General features: G+C 66.3%; 17 protein-coding genes. 13 read left to right on the forward strand and 4 right to left on the reverse strand.

Annotated features, from left to right (window positions below; all coding sequences use genetic code 11):
* Positions 1–116: 116 nt before the first annotated feature.
* Positions 117–1,091 carry an EamA family transporter gene (locus ACLQ62_RS08485; protein ID WP_411721205.1) on the reverse strand — a complete coding sequence of 325 codons (975 nt, stop codon included), beginning with the start codon at positions 1,089–1,091 and terminating at the stop codon, positions 117–119.
* Positions 1,092–1,175: 84 nt separating this feature from the next.
* On the opposite strand from ACLQ62_RS08485, the gene ACLQ62_RS08490 reads away from it, so the two are divergent.
* The gene (locus ACLQ62_RS08490) at positions 1,176–1,730 is read left to right on the forward strand and encodes a CGNR zinc finger domain-containing protein (protein WP_411721206.1); all 555 of its coding nucleotides are present in this window, start codon (positions 1,176–1,178) and stop codon (positions 1,728–1,730) included.
* A gap of 16 nt (positions 1,731–1,746) precedes the next feature.
* Here the strand turns inward: ACLQ62_RS08490 and ACLQ62_RS08495 are convergent, their stop codons facing one another.
* Positions 1,747–2,403, reverse strand: coding sequence for a pentapeptide repeat-containing protein (locus tag ACLQ62_RS08495; protein WP_411721207.1), 657 nt, complete (start codon positions 2,401–2,403; stop codon positions 1,747–1,749).
* An 84-nt stretch (positions 2,404–2,487) separates the two neighbouring features.
* Entirely contained in the window at positions 2,488–3,294 is an 807-nt protein-coding gene (locus ACLQ62_RS08500; RefSeq protein WP_411721208.1) for a Bax inhibitor-1/YccA family membrane protein, read from the reverse strand.
* Positions 3,295–3,457: 163 nt separating this feature from the next.
* Between ACLQ62_RS08500 and ACLQ62_RS08505 the strand changes: the two genes are divergently transcribed.
* From ACLQ62_RS08505 to ACLQ62_RS08520, 4 genes are all read left to right on the forward strand, one after another.
* Positions 3,458–4,486: a glycerophosphodiester phosphodiesterase family protein gene (locus tag ACLQ62_RS08505; RefSeq protein ID WP_411721209.1), complete on the forward strand. Its 1,029-nt coding sequence runs from the start codon at positions 3,458–3,460 to the stop codon at positions 4,484–4,486.
* Between the two features lie 35 nt (positions 4,487–4,521).
* Positions 4,522–6,921: an ATP-dependent helicase gene (locus ACLQ62_RS08510; RefSeq protein WP_411721210.1), complete on the forward strand. Its 2,400-nt coding sequence runs from the start codon at positions 4,522–4,524 to the stop codon at positions 6,919–6,921.
* On the forward strand, positions 6,921–7,331 hold the full coding sequence (panD, locus tag ACLQ62_RS08515; protein ID WP_411721211.1) for an aspartate 1-decarboxylase: 411 nt from the start codon (positions 6,921–6,923) through the stop codon (positions 7,329–7,331). The genes ACLQ62_RS08510 and panD overlap by 1 nt, the downstream gene beginning before the upstream one ends.
* Positions 7,332–7,393: 62 nt before the next feature.
* On the forward strand, positions 7,394–8,620 hold the full coding sequence (locus tag ACLQ62_RS08520; RefSeq protein WP_411721212.1) for a low temperature requirement protein A: 1,227 nt from the start codon (positions 7,394–7,396) through the stop codon (positions 8,618–8,620).
* Here the strand turns inward: ACLQ62_RS08520 and ACLQ62_RS08525 are convergent.
* Positions 8,596–9,363, reverse strand: a complete 768-nt coding sequence (locus tag ACLQ62_RS08525) for an oxygenase MpaB family protein (protein ID WP_411721213.1) — start codon at positions 9,361–9,363, stop codon at positions 8,596–8,598. The genes ACLQ62_RS08520 and ACLQ62_RS08525 overlap by 25 nt on opposite strands.
* Positions 9,364–9,526: 163 nt before the next feature.
* Here ACLQ62_RS08525 and sucC point away from each other — a divergent pair, with 163 nt between their 5' ends.
* The 8 genes from sucC to ACLQ62_RS08565 form a co-directional block, all read left to right on the forward strand.
* Positions 9,527–10,690: an ADP-forming succinate--CoA ligase subunit beta gene (gene sucC, locus ACLQ62_RS08530; RefSeq protein ID WP_411721223.1), complete on the forward strand. Its 1,164-nt coding sequence runs from the start codon at positions 9,527–9,529 to the stop codon at positions 10,688–10,690.
* Between the two features lie 16 nt (positions 10,691–10,706).
* The gene (gene sucD, locus ACLQ62_RS08535) at positions 10,707–11,594 is read left to right on the forward strand and encodes a succinate--CoA ligase subunit alpha (protein WP_411721214.1); all 888 of its coding nucleotides are present in this window, start codon (positions 10,707–10,709) and stop codon (positions 11,592–11,594) included.
* A gap of 96 nt (positions 11,595–11,690) precedes the next feature.
* Positions 11,691–12,968, forward strand: coding sequence for a DUF6350 family protein (locus ACLQ62_RS08540; RefSeq protein WP_411721215.1), 1,278 nt, complete (start codon positions 11,691–11,693; stop codon positions 12,966–12,968).
* Between the two features lie 46 nt (positions 12,969–13,014).
* Positions 13,015–13,629, forward strand: coding sequence for a phosphoribosylglycinamide formyltransferase (gene purN, locus ACLQ62_RS08545; protein WP_411721216.1), 615 nt, complete (start codon positions 13,015–13,017; stop codon positions 13,627–13,629).
* 3 nt (positions 13,630–13,632) lie between these two features.
* Positions 13,633–15,222 carry a bifunctional phosphoribosylaminoimidazolecarboxamide formyltransferase/IMP cyclohydrolase gene (purH, locus tag ACLQ62_RS08550; RefSeq protein WP_411721217.1) on the forward strand — a complete coding sequence of 530 codons (1,590 nt, stop codon included), beginning with the start codon at positions 13,633–13,635 and terminating at the stop codon, positions 15,220–15,222.
* A gap of 94 nt (positions 15,223–15,316) precedes the next feature.
* A complete protein-coding gene (gene ddaH, locus ACLQ62_RS08555) occupies positions 15,317–16,528 on the forward strand; it encodes a dimethylargininase (RefSeq protein ID WP_411721218.1) in 1,212 nt (403 codons plus the stop codon).
* Between the two features lie 373 nt (positions 16,529–16,901).
* Positions 16,902–18,782 (forward strand): ABC transporter ATP-binding protein, encoded by a 1,881-nt coding sequence (locus ACLQ62_RS08560; protein WP_411721219.1) that lies wholly within the window; start codon positions 16,902–16,904, stop codon positions 18,780–18,782.
* Positions 18,779–20,065: ABC transporter ATP-binding protein (locus ACLQ62_RS08565; protein WP_411721220.1), on the forward strand; the 1,287-nt coding region annotated here is incomplete at its 3' end. The genes ACLQ62_RS08560 and ACLQ62_RS08565, both read left to right, overlap by 4 nt.

Below are 20,065 nucleotides of genomic sequence, written 5' to 3' on the forward strand. Positions count from 1 at the left end.
TTCGTCCGTTGCTCACGGGTTCACGCGTTGCGGACGGGTGCACCCGGTGTGCCCGATGAGTGGGTCCGGAACGCGTGAAGAGGCGGGACGCGCGGCCGCGGCCTCCCTGGCGCGCGCTACTCCTTGCGCGGGGGTGGGGCGAGATCGAGCGCGTACTTGTCCGCACGGACCAGGATGACTCCGGCGAGGATGCCGACCCCTCCGAGCAGTTGAAGGAGCCCCGGAAGCTCCGCCAGCAGCAGCCACGAGGCAAGCACAGCGAACACGACTTCCGAGAGCCCGACGAATGATGCGAGTCGCGTGCCCAGTCGAGCCGTCGCAACGATGCCGGTGACGTACGCCAACGCGGTCGAGAAGAGCGCCAGGGCGAGCATCGGAACCAGCCAGGACAGCTGAGCGCCGAGCATCGTCACATCGGATGTCGAGAACGTCATCGGAAGCAGGCCGATCGCGCCGCAGAGGGCGACGGTGACGGTTCCCACGACAAGTCCGCCACCCGCGAGGACGAGCGGCGGGAGGTCGTCGCTGACCCGGGCCCCCAGCACGAAGTACGTGGCGAGGGACACTGCTGCGAGGAGCGCCCACGCGACGCCGAGCGGATGCACCGTCTGCGCACCGGTGAGATCGAGCACGCACACCATGCCGAGGATCGCGACGACAGTACCGATGATTGTGAGTACGCCTGGGCGACGCCGGGTGCGGGCCCAGACCAGGAGCACGAGCAGCACGGGGGCCAGGTATTCGATGAGGAGAGCGACGCCGACAGACATGTACGACACGGCGTTGAAGAATCCGACCTGGGCTCCTGTGATCGCCACGACCCCGTAGAGCGCGATGACCTTGCTGCTTCGGCGCAGCGTGCCCCACCGGCCGCGCATCGCGAGGAGCGTGGGCACGAGAAGAATGAGCGCCGCTCCGCCGACCCGCACGAGGACGGCTGCCCCAGGCGACCAGCCCGAATCCATGAGCGACTTCGCGAACGGCCCGCTCAGGGCGAACATCAGCGCGGAGAGCATGGCGACCGCGATCCCGGTGGCCTGCCCGCGAGACGCTGGCCGGACGGCATCCGTCGTCGTGATTTGTGTGGTCATGATGTGCTCCGCCTCGAAACGGTCCTGTAAGGAGCAAATGGGGTTATGCTCATGACAGTAATCCCGATCGCGTCAGGAGTCAACATGCTTTTTGCACATGACACCGAGGTGTCGCTCGCGACGACGGCGGCGCTCATCAATACGCTGCCCGGTGCGTCGAACAGCGGCACCGACGAGCTCTCCACACCCGAGCAGCTCGTCACGTTCCTGGACAGGTTCGAGTTCACGGGCTCGCGCACGGGGGATGCCGCGGAGCTGGCCGAGATGCGCGCCCTGCGCCCCCGGTTGCGTGAGTTGTGGACCCGCGACGAGGACGGCGTGGTCCGGCTGGTCAACGACCTCCTGAGTGAGGCCGACGCTCTTCCCCAACTGGTCAAGCACGACAACTGGGACTGGCACCTGCACGCTACGCCCGCGACGGCCCCGGTTGCCCAGCGGGCACAGGTGGAGGCGGCGATGGCCGTGGTCGACCTGATTCGTGCGAAGGAGCTGTCGCGACTGCACGACTGCGCCGCAGAAGACTGCGAGGCCGTGGTCGTCGACCTGTCGCGAAACCGCTCACGCCGGTACTGCGACGTCGGCAATTGCGGCAATCGCGCGAACGTGGCCGCCTATCGACGGCGGCAGCGCGGCGCATAGCGCGGGAGGCAGCGCCTCAGCCCTCGACGAGGATGCCGAGCTGAGCCGCGAAAAGCTGCGCGAGCTCGGCGACCTGAACCTCGGTCACGGTGGCCCCGGCGAGCCCCTCCAGCCCCTGGACTGCCCGGAAGTCCAGGCCGCGCAGGTCGACGTGCTTGAGGGTGGCGCGGGTGACGTCGAGGGTCTTCACGGTGGTGCCTGGGAACGCGACGCGGGTGGCGGTGACCCCGCCGAGGTCCAGCTCATCGATGGTGCAATCCTCGAAGATCACGTCGGTGAGACTTGACCCGCGCAGGTTGACGTAGCCCAGCTTGCACTGCCGGATCCGGACGCCGTTCCAGGTCGTGTCGAACAGCTCCGCAGAGCCGAGCCGGGAGCGCTCGAGGACGACATCGCGCCAGGTCGAGCGTGACATCCGCAGCACGGGAGCGTGCACGGCGCTGAGCGTCGTCTCGAGGAACCGGGCTCCGCGCAGGTTCGCCTCGTCGAGGTCGACGCCGTCGAAGGCGCACTCCCGCAGGGTGAGGCCCGTGAGGTCGCGGCCGCTGAGGTCGGCGTCCGTGAACGACTCGAGTTCGAGGTCGGTGTCGGCGTCGACGGATGCCGCGTCGCCGTCGGCGCGCTGCACGGTGCGGAGGGCGTCGATACGGGGCGGGTGGGTTCGGGACTTCATGGTGATCCTGTGTTCCAGAAAGAGGGCGAAGAAAAACCCCCGCCGCACCGGCAAGCGGGGCGACGGGGGTATGAAGGGCGGAGGTTACTCGCGGGTGATGGCGAGCATGCGCAGGATCTCGAGGTACAGCCAGATGACCGTGACCATGATGCCGAATGCACCCGACCAGCCGAACTTGCGCGGCGCGCGGTTCTGCACGCCCCGCTGGATGAAGTCGAAGTCGAGCACGAGAGAGTACGCACCCATGATGACGCAGAGCACACCGAGGATCAGGCCGAGCGGAATGCCGGCGATCTCCGCGCTGCGGAGACCGAAGGCGTTGTCCGTCAGGCCGAACATCTGCATGCCGACGTTGATGAGCGAGAACACGAGGTAGCCGACCATCGCGATGAGGAAGATCTTGGTGGCCTTCTTCGACGCGCGGATCTTGCCGCTCGCGAACAGGGCGAGGGTGACGCCGACGACGGTGAGGGTCGCGAGAACCGCCTGGACGACGATTCCGGGCCACATCGCCTCGAAGATGTACGAGATGCCGCCGACGAAGACGCCCTGGGCTGCTGCGTAGGCGAGAATCAGCGGAGCGGACGGCTCCTTCTTGAAAATGTTGACCATCGCAAGGATGAAGCCGATGATGGCGGCGCCGAAGACGAGGGCGGGCATCGTCGCACCGAGGGCCCAGCCGGCGACAGCGCCGACGACGAGCACACCGAATGCGATCGCGCTCTTCATGACGGTGTCCTCGACCGTCATCCGGTCAGCCTGCACGGGGCCGGCGGCTGGGCGGTTGTACATGTCCTGCAGCTCGGTCGCGCTGGCCGTCTGCACCGCGAACGCCTGCGCGTTCGGCTGGGTGAATGCCGGGTTCTTGAACGCCGGGTTGTTGGTTGCCATGTCTGTGTTTGTTCCTTCTCAGTCGTGACAGCTGGAATGTGTTCGGACCGCGGTGCGGAACCTGCCTCCAATCTAGCGGTCTTTGCTGTGAAATACCGAGGATTCCGGGGGATTTCCGGGCTCTGTTCTGTGATACGGATTCGCGGCAACTAGGCTCGAACGCATGACGTTTTCGGGTCAGGCCAGGCCGCTGATCATCGGCCACCGGGGCGCACCAGGCTACCGGCCCGAGCACACCCGGTCCTCCTACGAGCTCGCCCTCGCCCTCGGTGCGGATGCCGTCGAGCCTGATATCGTCGCGACGAAAGACGGAGTGCTGGTCCTGCGCCACGAGAACGAGATCTCCGGCACGACCGACGTGGCCTCCCGCCCCGAATTCGCCTCACGCCGAACCACGAAGGTCGTGGACGGGGACGAACTGACCGGCTGGTTCACCGAGGACTTCACCTGGCCGGAGCTGTGGACGCTCCGCTCGAGGGAACGGATCCCGGCGTTGCGATCGTCGAGTGCGGCGTTCGACGGTTCATCCGGCATCCTGCGACTGCGGGACCTGCTCGGCATCCTCGAGTCGGCCGCCCGAACCAGCGGCCGGGAACCGGGCCTGGTTGTCGAGATCAAGCACGCGACCTATTTCGAACAGGCGGGGTTTCCCCTCGACGAGCTGCTCGCAGCCGAATTGGCCGGCACACGATTCGCCGACGGCTCGGGACTTGTCGTCGAGGCGTTCGAGCACACCGTGTTGCGACAACTGGCGGCTCGCGGGGTGCGCGCCTCGTATGTCTACCTTCTCGAAAAGAAGGGCGCACCGTTCGACCAGATCGCTGTGCTCGGTTCGAAGGCGCCACCGTACTCCGACACTCTCACCGATGCCGGTCTCGATGCGCTTGCCGACTCCGATGGTTTCCGGATCGACGGCATCAGTGTCGACAAGGCACTGCTCTTCTCCGGCGATCCGGACGGCTCGACCAACGATCTCGTGGCGCGGGCACACCAGCGCGGGCTTTCCGTCTTCACCTGGACCCTGCGGCCGGAAAACGCGTTTCTGGCGCGGGCTTTCCGCTCCGGTGGGGAGCCTGAGGATTTCGGGCACTGGGAATCGGAGTTCGACGCCATCCTCCGAACCGGTGTGGACGGTGTCTTCTGCGACCACCCCGATCTCGGCGTCGCAGCACGGGAAGCCCTCTTCGGGTGAGGGATGTCGGATGCCCGGCCTAAACTGGAAGGGATATGGCGAGCACCCCTACCCCAGACACATCCTCAGCGACCCCGGTCATCATGGACGGCAGTTGGGCGACGGCTGCCATCCCCGGCGCGAGCGGGGACCAGCAGCCAGGTGGGAGCCGCCTGCTTGACGGCCTCAACCCGCAACAGCGGCAGGCAGTGGAGTACCGAGGGCAGGCGCTGCTCATCGTGGCCGGCGCCGGGTCGGGCAAGACCAGCGTTCTGACGCGTCGGATCGCGAGCCTTCTCGAGAACCGCGAGGCCTGGCCGAGCCAGATCCTCGCCATCACGTTCACCAACAAGGCCGCCGCCGAGATGCGGGACCGTGTCCGGGCGCTCGTCGGGCAGGCCGCCGAGGGGATGTGGATTTCCACCTTCCACTCCGCCTGTGTGCGGATCCTCCGCCGGGAGGCCGAGAACTTCGGGTTCACGAAGAACTTCACCATCTACGACTCCTCCGATTCCCGCGTGCTCATCAAGCGGATCATCAAGGAACAGGGCGCCGACGTGCTCGGGTTCACCCCGTCGAACGTGTCGGCGAAGATTTCGAAGCTCAAGAACGAACTCGCCGACGTCGACAGCTACGCCCGCAACGCGAACCTGGACGACCCCAACGAGGCGGCGTTCCTGCAGATCTTCCGCTCGTACACCCGGGCGCTCACCGCGGCCAACGCGTTCGACTTCGACGACCTCATCGGCCAGACGGTGTACCTGTTCCGGGCCTTCCCGCTCGTCGCGGCCGCGTACCGCACCCGCTTCAAGCACGTGCTCGTCGACGAGTACCAGGACACGAACCACGCCCAGTACGCGCTCATCCGTGAACTGAGCAGGCCGCCGGCCGTTGAGGACGGAGCCCTCGTCGCCGCCGGACCAGGGGCGTCCCTCACCGTGGTCGGTGACTCGGACCAATCCATCTACGCGTTCCGCGGCGCTGACATCCGGAACATCACCGAGTTCGAGCACGACTTCCCGGGCGCGGAGGTGATCCTGCTCGAGCAGAACTACCGGTCGACGCAGAACATCCTCACCGCCGCGAACTCCGTCATCGCCAACAACTTCGACCGTAAGGACAAGAAGCTCTGGACCGCCGTCGGCGATGGAGAAAAGATCGTCGGATACACCGGCTACTCCGGTCACGACGAGGCGCAATTCGTTGCCGACGAGATCGAGAAGCTCCACACCGCCGGGACCGCGTACAGCGACGTCGCGGTGTTCTATCGCACCAACTCCCAGACCCGAGCGCTTGAGGAGATCTTCATCCGCTCAGCGCTCCCGTACCGGATCATGGGCGGCACCAAGTTCTACGAGCGCGCCGAGGTCAAGGATGCGATGGCGTACCTCATTTCCGTCGCGAACCCGGCGGACATGCTCGCGCTCCGCCGCATCCTCAACACTCCCAAGCGAGGCATCGGCCCGGCCACCGAGACGGCGTTGTTCAGCTTCGCCGAAGACAACGGACTGAGCTTTCGCGAAGCGATGCGCGAAGCGACGGGCCTCGGTCTCGGCCCGAAGGTGACGAACGCGATTCTCTCCCTCTCTGCGCTGCTCGACGAGGGTGAGAAGCTCGTCGCCGAGGGGAAGGTCGCCGAGGTGCTCTCGATGCTCGTGACGAAGAGCGGGCTCATCGAAGCGCTGCGGCGCAGTCATGACCCGCAGGATGAAGCCCGCGCGGAGAACATCGAAGAGCTCGTGGCCGTCGCGAAGGAGTACGAGCGCAACAACCCAGACGGCGAACTGGTCGACTTCCTCACCGAGGTGTCGCTTGTCGCCGCGGCGGATGACCTCGACGATTCGAGCGGAACCGTCTCGCTCATGACCCTGCACACCGCCAAGGGCCTCGAGTATGACGCCGTGTTCCTCACCGGCATCGAAGAAGACCTCCTGCCGCACCGGATGAGCGCGTCCGAACCCGGCGGGCCCGCCGAGGAACGCCGGCTGTTCTACGTGGGAATCACCCGGGCACGAAAGCGGCTGTACCTGTCACTTGCGATGACCCGTGCCCAGTACGGCGAGACAGCGGTCGCGATGCCGAGCCGCTACCTGCAGGAGATCCCGGCGGAACTGATCGAGTGGCGCCAGTCGCCGGGCATGGCGAACTCGCGGGGCGGAACCCAGCCGCGCGCGCTCAACGCGAACCGGTCGAAGTGGTCAGGCGGGTCGGACAACGCCCTCGCCAACAAGCCCCTGACCGAGAAGCGGGACTGGCCGAACCGGATCACGAACCAGGTGCGCAACAACGGCGACCTCGAGCTGGCCTCCGGTGACCGCATCCGCCACACCGATTTCGGCGACGGGCGGGTGCAGAGTGTCACGGGCGAAGGCGCGAAACGCATCGCGCACGTCGCGTTCGACTCCGCCGGCTTCAAGAAGCTGCTCATCAAAATCGCCCCGATCGAGAAAATCTGATGCTCCGCACCCTGTTCACCGCGAAAATCCATCGCGCCACCGTCACCCACGCCGACCTGCACTATGTCGGCTCCATCACGGTCGACTCCGACCTGCTCGACGCGGCAGACATTCTGCCAGGCGAACTGGTCTCGATCGTCGATGTGACCAACGGGAGCCGGCTGGAGACGTACACGATCGCGGGGGAGCGAGGCAGCGGTGTGATCGGCATCAACGGTGCTGCCGCCCATCTCGTTGCCGTCGGCGACACGGTCATCCTCATCGCCTACGGGCAGATGACGACCGAGGAAGCACGGCAGCATGTGCCGCGGATCGTTCACGTCGACGAGCACAACAGGATCGCCGCCATCGGCAGCGACCCGGCCGAGGCGCTCACTGAGGGGCTGGCAAAACCGCCCCTCGCGCTCTGACGGATCTCGCGGGGCACCGATGCTGAGAGAATGAGTTTCTCTCAGCAACCCGGAGGTGCGCGATGAGCGAGGGAGAACGACAACCCGGCGGATTGCTGCGGGCAACGGACGACGATCAGGCCCACCGCGTGACCTTCGTTGAACTGTTTTTCGATCTCGTCTTCGTCTTCGCGGTCACCCAGATCTCGCATTCGCTGATGGAGCATCAGGACCTGCTCACTCTCGTGCAAACCCTCATCCTGATCGGCGCCGTGTGGCGGGTCTGGGTCGACACGACCTGGGTGACGAACTGGCTCGACCCGGATCACCACCGGGTGCGTGGCATGCTGTTCGTGCTCATGCTGCTCGGTGTCCTCATGTCGAGTGCTATTCCGGAGGCATTCGGCGATCGCGCGCTGCTCTTCGCCGGCACCATGGTCACCCTCCAGCTGGGCCGCAGCGTCTTCACCGCAATCGCGTTCCGACGCTCGAGGCGCGACAACTACCTCAACTTCGTTCGGATTGCGATCTGGAACCTCGCCACTGGAGTGCTGTGGCTGGGCGGGGCGTTCGCGCCTGAGGAGCTCCGGCTGTGGATCTGGCTGGCGGCCGTCGTCGTCGACATGGCAGGACCCCGATTGAAGTTCGTGGTCCCTGGCTTCGGCCGATCCGAGGTGGACACGTGGAACGTCTCAGGTGAACACATGGCCGAACGAGTGAGTCTCTTTCTGATCATCGTGCTCGGCGAATCGATCCTCGTCACCGGCAGGTCCTTCGCCGAGGGGAATCTTGGCCCGCTCGCCTTCCTCGCCTTCCTCGCCGCATTCACGAGCACTCTGCTCATGTGGCTGTTGTACTTCAACCACGGGCAGGAGCACGGAAGCGATTTCATCAGCGGCTCCTCCCAGCCCGGGCTGGTGGCCCAGATCGCGTACACCTACATTCCCATCCTGCTCGTCATCGGGATCCTGCTCACCGCCGTCGCCGACGAGATCGTGCTTGTCCACCCGCTCGGTGGCGATGAGGGTCCCGCCCTCGAACGCTGGACCGCCGGGCTCATCTGCGGTTCGAGCGTGATCTATCTGATGGGCAACCTGCTGTTCAAGCATGCCGTCGGTCTGCCCTGGCTTCGGTCGCATCTGGCCGGCGCCGGTGCGCTGGTGGTGTTGTTCTTCGCTTTCTCGTTCATCCCGCCGCTCCTGCTCAGCTGGCTGGCGAACCTCGTCCTGGCCGCCGTGGTCGTCGCCGACCATCTCAGTCATCGCCGGAGATCTCCTGGCTCGAGTCAGCCCCGGATGCGGCGGAGATAATACCGGACGGGCAGGTGCCGGATGCCGCGGGGAACCGCCGGCCAGACGACGCGGACCACGCGCAGCATCCGATCGAATCGACGTTGCTGCCTCAGGGTCCACCGGAAGCCGAACGCCTCCCGCAGTCGCGGCGGAAGCAGTGCGGCCGTCACCAGCCGGACGGCAGGCAACCCGGCCCGCAACCAGAACGGTGCACGGTCCAGGGTGAGGAGTTGCCGGGAGACCGAGAGTGCTTCGGGGGAGACCTCGAGCTTCTCGAGTTCGGCATCGAACCACGAGCGGAACGCCGCCCGGTCCTCCGGCCACAGGTCCGCCGGCATCTGCAGGGCGGTGCCGAGGACGGCGTACCCGCGGTACACCTCGTCCGCTGCTTCATCGGAGAGCGGGCCGAAGACGAGTTCGTGCACCTGGACTGCCGTGTCATACAGGGTCGCTGCGACCCAGAGCTGCAGCGTCGGATCGAAGGCCGAGTATCCGGCTGAGTCGGCGTCGGGAGCCTTCGTCACCGGGCCGTGGGCAGCGTTCACCCGACGGTCCACCGCTTGCCGATCCGACTCGGTGCCGTAGACCTGCGCGTAGCAGAACGCCAGCGTCCCGTGCAGCCGGTCCAGCGGGCGGGAGGTGAAGTTGCTGTGGGAAGCCACTCCGGCGCCGACGGAGGGGTTCGCGATCTGCAGGAGGATCGCCCGGGCGCCCCCGGCGACGAGGACGGCGTCGCCTCCGATATCGCGCAGAATGCTCACCCCGGCCACTGTAGTCGAGCCCCCGCCCTGACGTACCGATCACGTTCCCTCGACGAAGTAGAGTGGGGAGCGGCCCTCTTTTCTCTCGGCGTCGAGATACCTCTCACCGGGAATGCCATCCAACGCGAACACCAGCAATGCACTCAGCGGAACGGAAACCCACGTGGATCTTTACGAATACCAGGCACGAGACCTGTTCGAAAAATACGAGGTCCCGGTGCTGCCGGGTATCGTCGCAGAAACGCCCGAGGAGGTGCGCGCCGCCGCTGAGAAAATCGGTGGAGTCGTCGTCGTCAAGGCACAGGTGAAGGTCGGAGGCCGCGGCAAGGCCGGCGGCGTCAAGGTCGCCAAAACGCCTGACGAGGCGTTCGAGGCGGCGCAGGCGATCCTTGGCCTCGACATCAAGGGCCACATCGTCAAGCGAGTGATGGTCGCCGGTGGCGCCCGGATCGCCCAGGAGTTCTACTTCTCCGTTCTGCTCGACCGGGCCAACCGCTCCTACCTCTCGCTCACCAGCGTCGAGGGCGGAATGGAGATCGAGATTCTCGCCGTTGAGAAGCCCGAAGCGCTCGCCCGCATCGAGGTCAACCCGCTGGAAGGAATCGACGCCGCCAAGGCTCGCGAAATCGCCGTTGCCGCGAACTTCCCGGCCGAGCTCGTCGACAAGGTGGCCGACGTCTTCGTCAAGCTGTACAACGTCTACAAGGGCGAGGACGCCACCCTCGTCGAGGTCAACCCGCTCGTCCTCACCGAGGAAGGCGACATCATCGCCCTCGACGGCAAAGTCACGCTCGACGAGAACGCGGACTTCCGCCACGCCGGCCACGCCAAGCTCGAAGACAAGGACGCCGCGGACCCCCTGGAGGCGAAGGCCAAGGCCAGCGACCTCAACTACGTCAAGCTCGACGGCGAAGTGGGTGTCATCGGCAACGGTGCAGGCCTCGTCATGTCGACACTGGACGTCGTCGCGTACGCCGGTGAGAACCACGGCGGCGTGAAGCCGGCCAACTTCCTCGACATCGGAGGCGGAGCATCCGCCGAGGTCATGGCCGCCGGTCTCGACGTCATCCTCGGTGACCCGCAGGTCAAGAGCGTCTTCGTCAACGTCTTCGGCGGCATCACCGCCTGTGACGCCGTCGCCAAGGGCATCGTCGGCGCACTCGCCGAACTCGGTTCAGCCGCGAACAAGCCCCTCGTCGTCCGTCTCGACGGCAACAACGTCGAAGAGGGCCGACGCATCCTCAACGAGGCCAACCACCCGCTGGTCACCCTCGCCGCAACCATGGACGAAGGCGCCGACAAGGCCGCCGAGCTGGCTTCGAAGTAAAAGGACGAACGAAAAAATGTCAATTTTCCTCAATAAGGATTCCAAGGTCATCGTCCAGGGCATCACCGGCGGCGAAGGCACCAAGCACACCGCCCTGATGCTCAAAGCCGGCACCAACGTCGTCGGCGGCGTCAACGCCCGCAAGGCCGGCTCCACCGTGCTGCACGGTGACGTCGAGCTGCCGGTCTTCGGCACCGTCGCCGAGGCCATCGAGAAGACCGGCGCTGACGTGTCGATCGCATTTGTGCCGCCGGCATTCACCAAGGACGCCGTCATCGAGGCCATCGACGCCGAGATCCCGCTGCTCGTCATCATCACCGAAGGCGTCCCGGTCGGAGACTCGGCCGAGTTCTGGGCTTACGCGCAGAAGAAGGGCAACACGACCCGGATCATCGGACCGAACTGCCCGGGCATCATCACGCCAGGAGAAGCCCTCGTCGGAATCACCCCGGCGAACATCACCGGCAAGGGCCCGATCGGTCTCGTCTCCAAGTCGGGAACGCTCACCTACCAGATGATGTATGAGCTGCGCGAGATCGGCTTCTCGACGGCGATCGGCATCGGTGGGGACCCCATCATCGGCACAACCCACATCGACGCCCTCGCCGCGTTCGAAGCGGATCCCGAGACCAAGGCCATCGTCATGATCGGTGAAATCGGTGGTGACGCCGAAGAGCGCGCCGCCGACTACATCAAGGCTCACGTCACCAAGCCGGTCGTCGGCTACGTCGCCGGCTTCACCGCTCCCGAAGGTAAGACGATGGGCCACGCAGGCGCAATCGTCTCCGGCTCCGCCGGAACCGCCCAGGCGAAGCAGGAAGCCCTCGAGGCCGCAGGCGTCAAGGTCGGCAAGACCCCGTCGGAGGCCGCACGCCTCATGCGCGACATCATCGCCGGGCTCTAACCGGTTCAGCACGAATTCGAAGGGCGGCAGGAAACTGCCGCCCTTCGGAGTTTCCAGCCGGTCTCAGCTTCACAGCCCGGCTAAGCTTCGAGTCGAATGAACCGCACAACAGTCGCCATGCTCGCCGCGCTCGAGGCGCTCATCACCGTCGCCATCGGCATCGGGATCCCCCTCGTTCCGCTCACAATCCTCTGGGCGGTCGATTCCGGATTCTCCGTCGACTGGACGCTCTTCTGGCAGGGCGCCGTCGACATCTGGCTCCTCGGCAACGGTGTGGACATCGAAGCCAGCCTTCCCCCCGGAGTTGTTGCAGCGACCGGCCTCGCGGCCGCAGCTGAGCCGTTTCACGTCACCATCGCGCCTCTGGCCCTCACCGCGTTCACCGTGATCATGGGCGCGCGGGCAGGCGTCCGCGCATCGGCGACACGGTACTGGCAGAGCGCCGTCCTCGCCGCGCTCGGCACAGTGTTCGTGCTCAACGCGCTCGCCGCGCTCAGCAGCCTCGGCGAAGCTCTCCGGCCGTCCCTGTTGCAGGCGCTGATCCTGCCCGCCCTGGTCTACGCGCTCGGGCTGGCCATCGGTGTTCTTCGGGGCAGGCACCGCATCCCGGCTTCGCACGGAGGCGTCGTCGGCCGACTCCTGACCCGGATGCAGGACAGGCTCGATGAGCGCTTCGACCGGTTCGACCGAGCCGTGGCTGCAGCAGCCCTCCGGGGTGGTCTCGCCGCGGTGACCGCCATCCTCGGGATGTCCGCGGTGCTGCTCACGGTCCTCGTTCTGGTCAACTTCGGGCTCATCACGAGCCTGTATCAGGGAGCCCAGCTCGGCGTCGTCGGCGGTGGAGCGACCACGGTTGCGCAGATCGCCTTCGTGCCGAACCTTGTCGTCTGGGCCGCCTCCTGGCTCATCGGGCCCGGCTTCGCTCTCGGAGCCGGAAGCGCGATCTCGCCGGTCGGTACCGTGGTGGGCCCGATTCCCGGCCTGCCGATCCTCGGCGCGGTGCCCAGCGGAAACTTCGCCTTCGGCTTCCTCGGACTCCTGGTGCCGGTGCTGATCGGATATCTCGCCGCGGTTCTCGTCCGCCCGGGGCTTGTCGCCGCGCTCAGCGGCCGGTCGCTCGTCCGTCGACTGCTCATCACCGCAGCAGGGATCGGCCTGGTCGCCGGCCTACTCCTCGGCCTGCTGGCCTGGTTTTCTGCAGGGTCGATCGGTCCAGGGCGGCTCGCCGTCGTCGGCCCGAACCCCTGGCTGGTCGGCGTGTTCGCTGCCGTGGAGGTGGGGATCGCCGCCGCGATCGGGATGGCATCCGGCAGCAGTCGGGCGGATTCCACAACCCACGCGCCAGTGCTCCGTGCCGCCGACCGGGCCCGGTAGCCGCTCGGACATCGGGCGAACCCTCGCGTGCCGGTAGAATTACCGAGTGCTCTCAATCGTCGTGCTGATCTCGGGCACGGGGTCCAACCTCCGTGCGCTCCTCGAAGCCTCCGCCGACGCGGAGTATCCGGCTCGCGTCATCGCCGTGGGAGCCGACCGGGACGCTCCCGGCCTCGCGCACGCCGAGGAATTCGGCATCCCGTCCTTCACCGTCCCGTTCAGCTCGTACGACTCCCGCGAAGCGTGGGGTGTTTCCCTGCTCGAGCAGATCAGGGTCTGGAACCCCGACCTCGTCGTGCTCAGCGGCCTGATGCGCCTGCTGCCGCCGATCGTGGTCGAGGCACTCACCCCGAACATCATCAACACCCACCCCGCCTACCTGCCCGAATTCCCGGGCGCGCACGGCGTACGCGACGCCATCCGCGCCGGGGTCGAGCAGACCGGGGCGTCGATCATCGTCGTCGACAACGGGGTCGACCAGGGACCGATCATCGTCCAGGAACGCGTTCCCGTGCTGCCCGGTGACACCGAGCACGAATTGCACGAACGCATCAAACCCGTCGAACGCCGGCTGCTCGTGCAGACGGTCCTCGACATCGCCAACGGCCTCGACCTCGGCGCGCTGTCGATGAGACGCCTCCCCGCCTCAATCAAGGAGTAGACCATGGCAGGCCCCAGCCACGACAAGAGCCTCTATCGGGAACGCGACATCGTTCCCGTCACCCGCGCACTCATCTCGGTCAGCGACAAGACCGGGCTGATCGACCTCGCTCGGGCCCTCGCCGGTGCCGGCGTCGAGATCGTTTCCACCGGTTCGACCGCCCAGACCATCCGCGACGCCGGTTTCGATGTCGTTGATGTGGCAAGCGTCACCGGCTTCCCGGAGTCGCTCGACGGCCGTGTCAAGACGCTGCACCCGTCCGTCCACGCAGGTCTTCTCGCTGATCTGCGGTTGGCATCACACGAGCAGCAGCTCGACGACCTGGGTGTCGAGCCGTTCCAGCTCGTCGTCGTGAACCTGTACCCGTTCGTCGAAACAGTCGCGAGCGGTGCGGAGAACGACGACGTCGTCGAGCAGATCGACATCGGCGGGCCCGCCATGGTTCGCGCGGCGGCGAAGAACCACCCCAACGTGGCCATCGTGGTCTCGCCGGAGAGTTACGGCGAGGTCATCGAAGCGGTTCAGTCCGGCGGAACCACTCTCGCCCAGCGTCGTGAGTTCGCCGCGCGCGCGTTCTCGCACACGGCCGCATACGACACCGCCGTCGCCGGCTGGTTCACCGACACCGCCGAGGGTTTCGGGGCATCGCTCACGATTCAGGCCGAACTCGCCCACGTGCTCCGGTACGGCGAGAACTCGCACCAGGAAGCCGCTTTGTACCTGCGTTCAGGAGGACAGGGCATCGCCCAGGCCACGCAGCTGAACGGCAAGGAGATGAGCTACAACAACTTCGTCGACGCCGATGCCGCCGTGCGCGCCGCCTACGACTTCACCCAGCCGGCCGTTGCGATCATCAAGCACGCCAACCCGTGCGGTATCGCCGTTGCCGCCCCGAAGGCGCCGGATGCCATCGCCTCGGCACACAGCCGCGCGCACGCCTGCGACCCGGTCTCAGCATTCGGTGGAGTCATCGCCGCCAACCGCATGGTCACCCTGAAGATGGCGGAAACCGTCAAGGAGATTTTCACCGAAGTGCTCGTCGCGCCGGGCTTCGACGACGATGCGCTTGACGTGCTGAGGACCAAGAAGAACCTGCGGATTCTGCAGCTGCCTGAGGGATTCACCCCTGAACCGCTTGAAGCGAAGCAGGTCTCCGGCGGTATTCTCGTGCAGCAGGCCGACCGGTTCCCGCGCGAATCCGTCACCTCCACCTGGACGCTGGCCTCCGGCGAACCGGCGGACCCGGAAACGCTCGCCGACCTCGCTTTCGCGTGGAAGGCCTGCCGGTCGGTGAAGTCCAACGCGATTCTGCTCGCCAGCCACGGGGCATCCGTCGGAGTCGGAATGGGACAGGTGAACCGGGTCGACTCCTGCCACCTGGCCGTCACCCGCGCCGGCGACCGCGCGGCCGGTTCCGTCGCGGCGTCCGACGCGTTCTTCCCCTTCGCTGACGGACTGCAGGTGCTGCTCGACGCGGGCGTTCGCGCCGTCGTGCAGCCCGGCGGATCGGTGCGCGACCCTGAGGTCATCGCCGCTGCCCAGGCCGCAGGGGTGACGATGTACTTCACCGGGGAACGCCACTTCTTCCACTGAATTCCCTATCATCCGGCCGGGAAACCGCCGTCAGGATGCCCGCGGGAGGCGCAGGCGGATTGTGCGTCTTCCCCGGGCCGATAGGCTCGAGCCCATGACTGTTTCGTGGGGCCGCAGGCTCGCTTCCTCTTTCCTGGCCGCCCTGACCGTCGCGGTCGTCACTCACGCGGCGAGCATGTTCCTCTTCTTCGTCTCGCAGCAGTACCAGGCCGCGACGTTGTCGCAGGTCAGCGAGTTCTACTTCTTCGCCACGCTGTTCAGCGTCGTCCTGCTGTTCGTTTTCGCCCTCGTCGGAGCATTCCGTCGCTGGTACACAGCGATTATCGCCGGCGTCGTCACAGGCATCATCGCGTGCCTCGCCGGCTCCGGGCTCACGACGGTGCTCGGCGGCTTCGCTCTCGACGCCGCCACCATATCGTTCCTCTGGGGCACGTTCCTCAGCCTCAACGGCGTCTATGTGATCGTGCTCGCGATCCTCGCCGCGACGATCGGCCGGGCAATCTACAACCGCGCGATCGCCTTCCGCACCGCGCAAAACCCGATCGAGCGTCGCATCGCGCTGGTGCGGATGCCTGCGGGCAACCTCGCCGATGGACAGCTCACCCACGTGGAGCGCACGACGGTCGACACCGAACTCGCCGACACCCAGTGGGACGGATACGTCTCAGCGCTCGAGAAGAACGGCTGGACCACCCGCGAAGTCGGCTTCGCTGACACGATGGCCGACTCGGTTTTCGTCGAGGACACCCTCGTGCTGCTCGGCGACACCGCGGTCGTCACCCGCGCAGGAACCGAGAGCCGCCGCGCCGAGACCGACGGTGCCGAGGAGACCGCGCGCGACCTCGGCCTGCACATCGAACGGATTATGAGCCCGGGCACTCTCGAAGGTGGCGACGTGCTCAAGGTCGGCTCGACGGTTTATGTCGGCCGCTCCAGCCGGACCAACGCCGAAGGCATCCGCCAGTTGCGGGCCATCGCTGCGCCTCTCGGATATCACGTCGTCGCCGTGCCGGTGACGCGTGCTCTGCACCTCAAGACCACGATGACGGCGCTGCCGGACGGTACGATCCTCGGCCACCCCGACCTCGTCGACGATCCGGCCTTCTTCCCGCACTTCCTCGCCGTCCCGGAGCGCGAGGGTGTCGCTGTCGTCGTCCTCTCGGAGAACACGGTGCTGATGTCTTCATCGGCGCCCGCGACCGCTGCGTTGCTCGAGGATCGCGGCTACACCGTCGTCTCCGTCGACATCAGCGAGTTTGAGAAGCTCGAGGGCTGCGTAACCTGCCTCTCTGTTCGGGTCCGCTGACACCGATCACGCGAAAAAAGTTCTTGCCTGGCTCGCCGGGCTGGGCATAGGCTGAGAAGCTGTCGCCGCCCGGCCCTGTCGCATGACAGGAGCAGTCGACGACGATTCAGGTTGAGGAGGACTGTCATGACGTACATCACCAACGCGCCGACATCCGGGTCGCTGGTTCACCGCGTCACCGTCCGCTACGCCTCCGCCGGTCGCCGACCGGCCATCCCGGAGTCGTAACCCCGGTCGCCTGCGCTTCGGCGCCTGCTCGAACTCGATTCCGCCGCGGGATCCTGTCGCTTTTGTGGCGTCCAGCCGACGCAACCCCTTTTTTCGCGAATAGTACTGCGCTCCCGTGGGCTGCGCAGAGAAGAGAAGTCCTCGAATGTCTCGTCGCAACGACGGTCACCCCTCCCATAAATCCAGGTTGTCGACGGCAGCAGCGCTCGCGCGGATCCTGCCGTACGCCCGCAACGCCATGCCGCGCATCGTCCTCGGGATGGGCGCAGCGCTCGGTGCCGGGCTCGTCGCTCTGTGCATCCCTCTCGTCCTCGCGGCCCTCGTCGACGGCCCGCTCTCCACCGGAGACACCTCCCAGATCTGGTGGGCTGTTCTTGCCGTGCTCGGGCTTGGCGTGCTGGAGGCGGCGATGATCGCGCTTCGCCGCTGGTTCGTGCTGAAGCCGGGAACCCATGTCGAAGCCCGGATGCGCAACGCGCTCTACGCACGGTTGCAGGATCTGCCGGTCTCCTTCCACGACCGCTGGCAGTCCGGACAGCTGTTGTCCCGCGCCGTCACCGACCTCAACCTGATCCGGCGATGGCTGTCGTTCGGGCTCGTGCTGCTCGTTGTGAACACCATCACCGTTGTGATCGGCGCCGTCGTGCTGTTCTACTGGCACTGGCTGCTCGGCACGATCTTCCTCGTTCTTGCCGTGCCGATCTGGATCTACGGCTTTGTCTTCGAGAAGAAGTACTCGATCATCGCCCGGCGCAGCCAGGACCAGGCAGGCGATCTCGCGACCGCCGTCGAGGAGTCGGTGCACGGCATCCGGGTGCTGAAGGCCTTCGGCCGGGGCAAGCACGCGCTGCGGAACTTCGAGTCCCAGGCGGAAAACCTGCGCGGTACCGAGATCGAGAAGGCGAAAGCCATCGCCGGCATCTGGCTGTGGCTGCTGCTCCTGCCGGATGTGGCCTTCGCACTGTGCCTGCTCACCGGAGTCTGGCTCGCCTCGACCGGTGACATCACCGTCGGGCAACTGTTCGCGTTCTTCGCGACGGCGACGGTGCTGAGGTTCCCGATCGAGTCGATCGGCTTCCTGCTCGCGATGACCTTCGACACCCGGACGGCAACCGACCGCTTCTTCGAGGTGCTCGACACCCCCAACACGATCACCGACCCGGAGCACCCAGCAACCATCGAGCACGTTCGAGGCCGCTTGAGCTTCGAAGGAACCCACTTCAGGTACCAGGACTCGCCCGAGGACGTCCCCGACCTGCTCAATGGTGTGACGCTGACTCTGGAGCCGGGGGAGACGATGGCGCTCGTCGGCCTGACCGGGTCAGGCAAGTCCACCCTGACGGCCCTCACCACACGCCTGTACGACGTCACCGGCGGCGCTGTGAAACTGGACGGCGTCGACGTCCGGAACCTCAGCCGGGAGGATCTGCGCACCCACATCGCGATGGCGTTCGAGGACGCCACACTGTTTTCGGCATCCGTTCGCGACAACATCCTGCTGGGGCGGGGCGATCTCGACCCGCACAGCGCCGAAGCCGACGCGGTCCTCGACGAGGCGCTCGACATTGCGCAGGCGAACTTCGTGCGCGACCTCCCGGAGGGAGTCGAGACCAGAGTCGGAGAGGAAGGACTCAGCTTGTCCGGCGGACAACGCCAGCGCCTCGCACTGGCTCGTGCCGTCGCCGCGAAGCCTGCCGTGCTCGTTCTCGACGACCCGCTGTCGGCGCTCGACGTCGACACCGAAGCGCTTGTCGAAGCCGCGCTGCGTCGCATCCTGGCGTCGACGACCGCGCTCATCGTCGCGCACCGGCCGTCGACGGTGATGCTCGCCGACCGGGTGGCGTTGCTCGAGGACGGAAAAGTGACTGCCGTTGGCCGGCACAGCGAACTCCTCGCAACGAGCGAGCACTACAAGTTCGTGATCTCGAGCCTTGAGGACGAAGAGAAGCGCGAAGCGGCCGAGAAGATCGACAGAACGCTGGGTCAATCCAGCTTTGATGCGGAAACCGTGGAGGCGGGAGCATGACGAACACCTCTGTGCATGGTGTCGAGGGCGAGGAGCGCGACGACTTCACCAAGCAGGAGAGCGCCCAGATCCGGGCACGCTCGCTGCGCCTGCTCGGGTCACTCCTACGGCCGCTCCGGTTGCGTGTCGTGCTCACGATGCTCGTCGTGGTCGTGTCGACGGCCGCCCAGGTGGCCGGGCCCGCGCTCATCGCGTTCGGCATCGACCGCGGCCTGCCCGCCGTTCTCGAGCGGAACGACTGGATGCCCGCCTTCCTCATCGTGGGCGTGTACCTCATCACCGGCCTCGCCGGTGCCCTGCTGATCGCCTGGTACATGGTGCTCAGCGCGCGGATCAGCCAGGCGATCCTCATCGATCTGCGCAAACGGGTGTTCCTGCACACGCAGAAGCTGAGCCTCGAGTTCCATGAGAGCTACACCTCAGGCCGGATCATCTCGCGGCAGACCAGCGACCTCGACGCCATCAAGGAACTGCTCGACTCCGGCATCAACCAGCTCGTCTCCGGGTTCCTCTACATGCTGTTCACCGGTATCGCGTTGTTCCTGATGGATGGGGTCAGCGGCCTCGTTCTGCTCGGCGCGCTCGTTCCGCTGTTCATCCTGACCCGCTGGTTCCAGAAGCGGTCGCAGGCCCTGTTCCGGCAGTCGCGCGTGGCATCCGCCCGGGTCATCGTGCAGTTCGTCGAGACGATGACCGGCATCCGTGCGGTGAAGGCGTTCCGCAAGGAGAAACGCAACGAGAAGGAGTTCGGCCGGGTGGTCGAGGACTACCGCGACGTCAACGCGCGCGTCATCCAGCTGTTCGGTGTCTTCGATCCCGGGCTGGTCCTGATCGGCAACGTCGCTGTCGCCACGGTGCTTCTGGTCGGGGCGTTCCGCGTGGTCGACGGATCCCTGGCGATCGGTGCGCTGCTGGCCGTCGTGCTCTACACCCGCCGGTTCTTCGACCCGATGGAGGAGATGGCGCAGTTCTACAACTCCTACCAGGGAGCCGCCGCGGCGCTGGAGAAGATCTCGGGCGTGCTCGAGGAGCAGCCGAGCGTGGCCGACCCGACCCAGCCGATCGACCTGTGGGAGGCGCGCGGCGCCGTCGACTTCGACGACGTCCGCTTCGCCTACAAGGCCGACCGGATCGTGCTGCCCGAGTTCGATCTGCACATCCCGGCCGGGCAGACCGTCGCGCTCGTCGGCTCGACCGGGGCCGGAAAATCGACCCTCGCCAAACTTCTTGCGCGGTTCTACGACCCGAGCGCCGGCACGATCGAGCTCGACGGAGTCGACCTC

Origin of the sequence: Mycetocola sp. (genome assembly GCF_046716805.1) — a bacterium.
Taxonomy (GTDB): Bacteria; Actinomycetota; Actinomycetes; order Actinomycetales; family Microbacteriaceae; genus Mycetocola_A.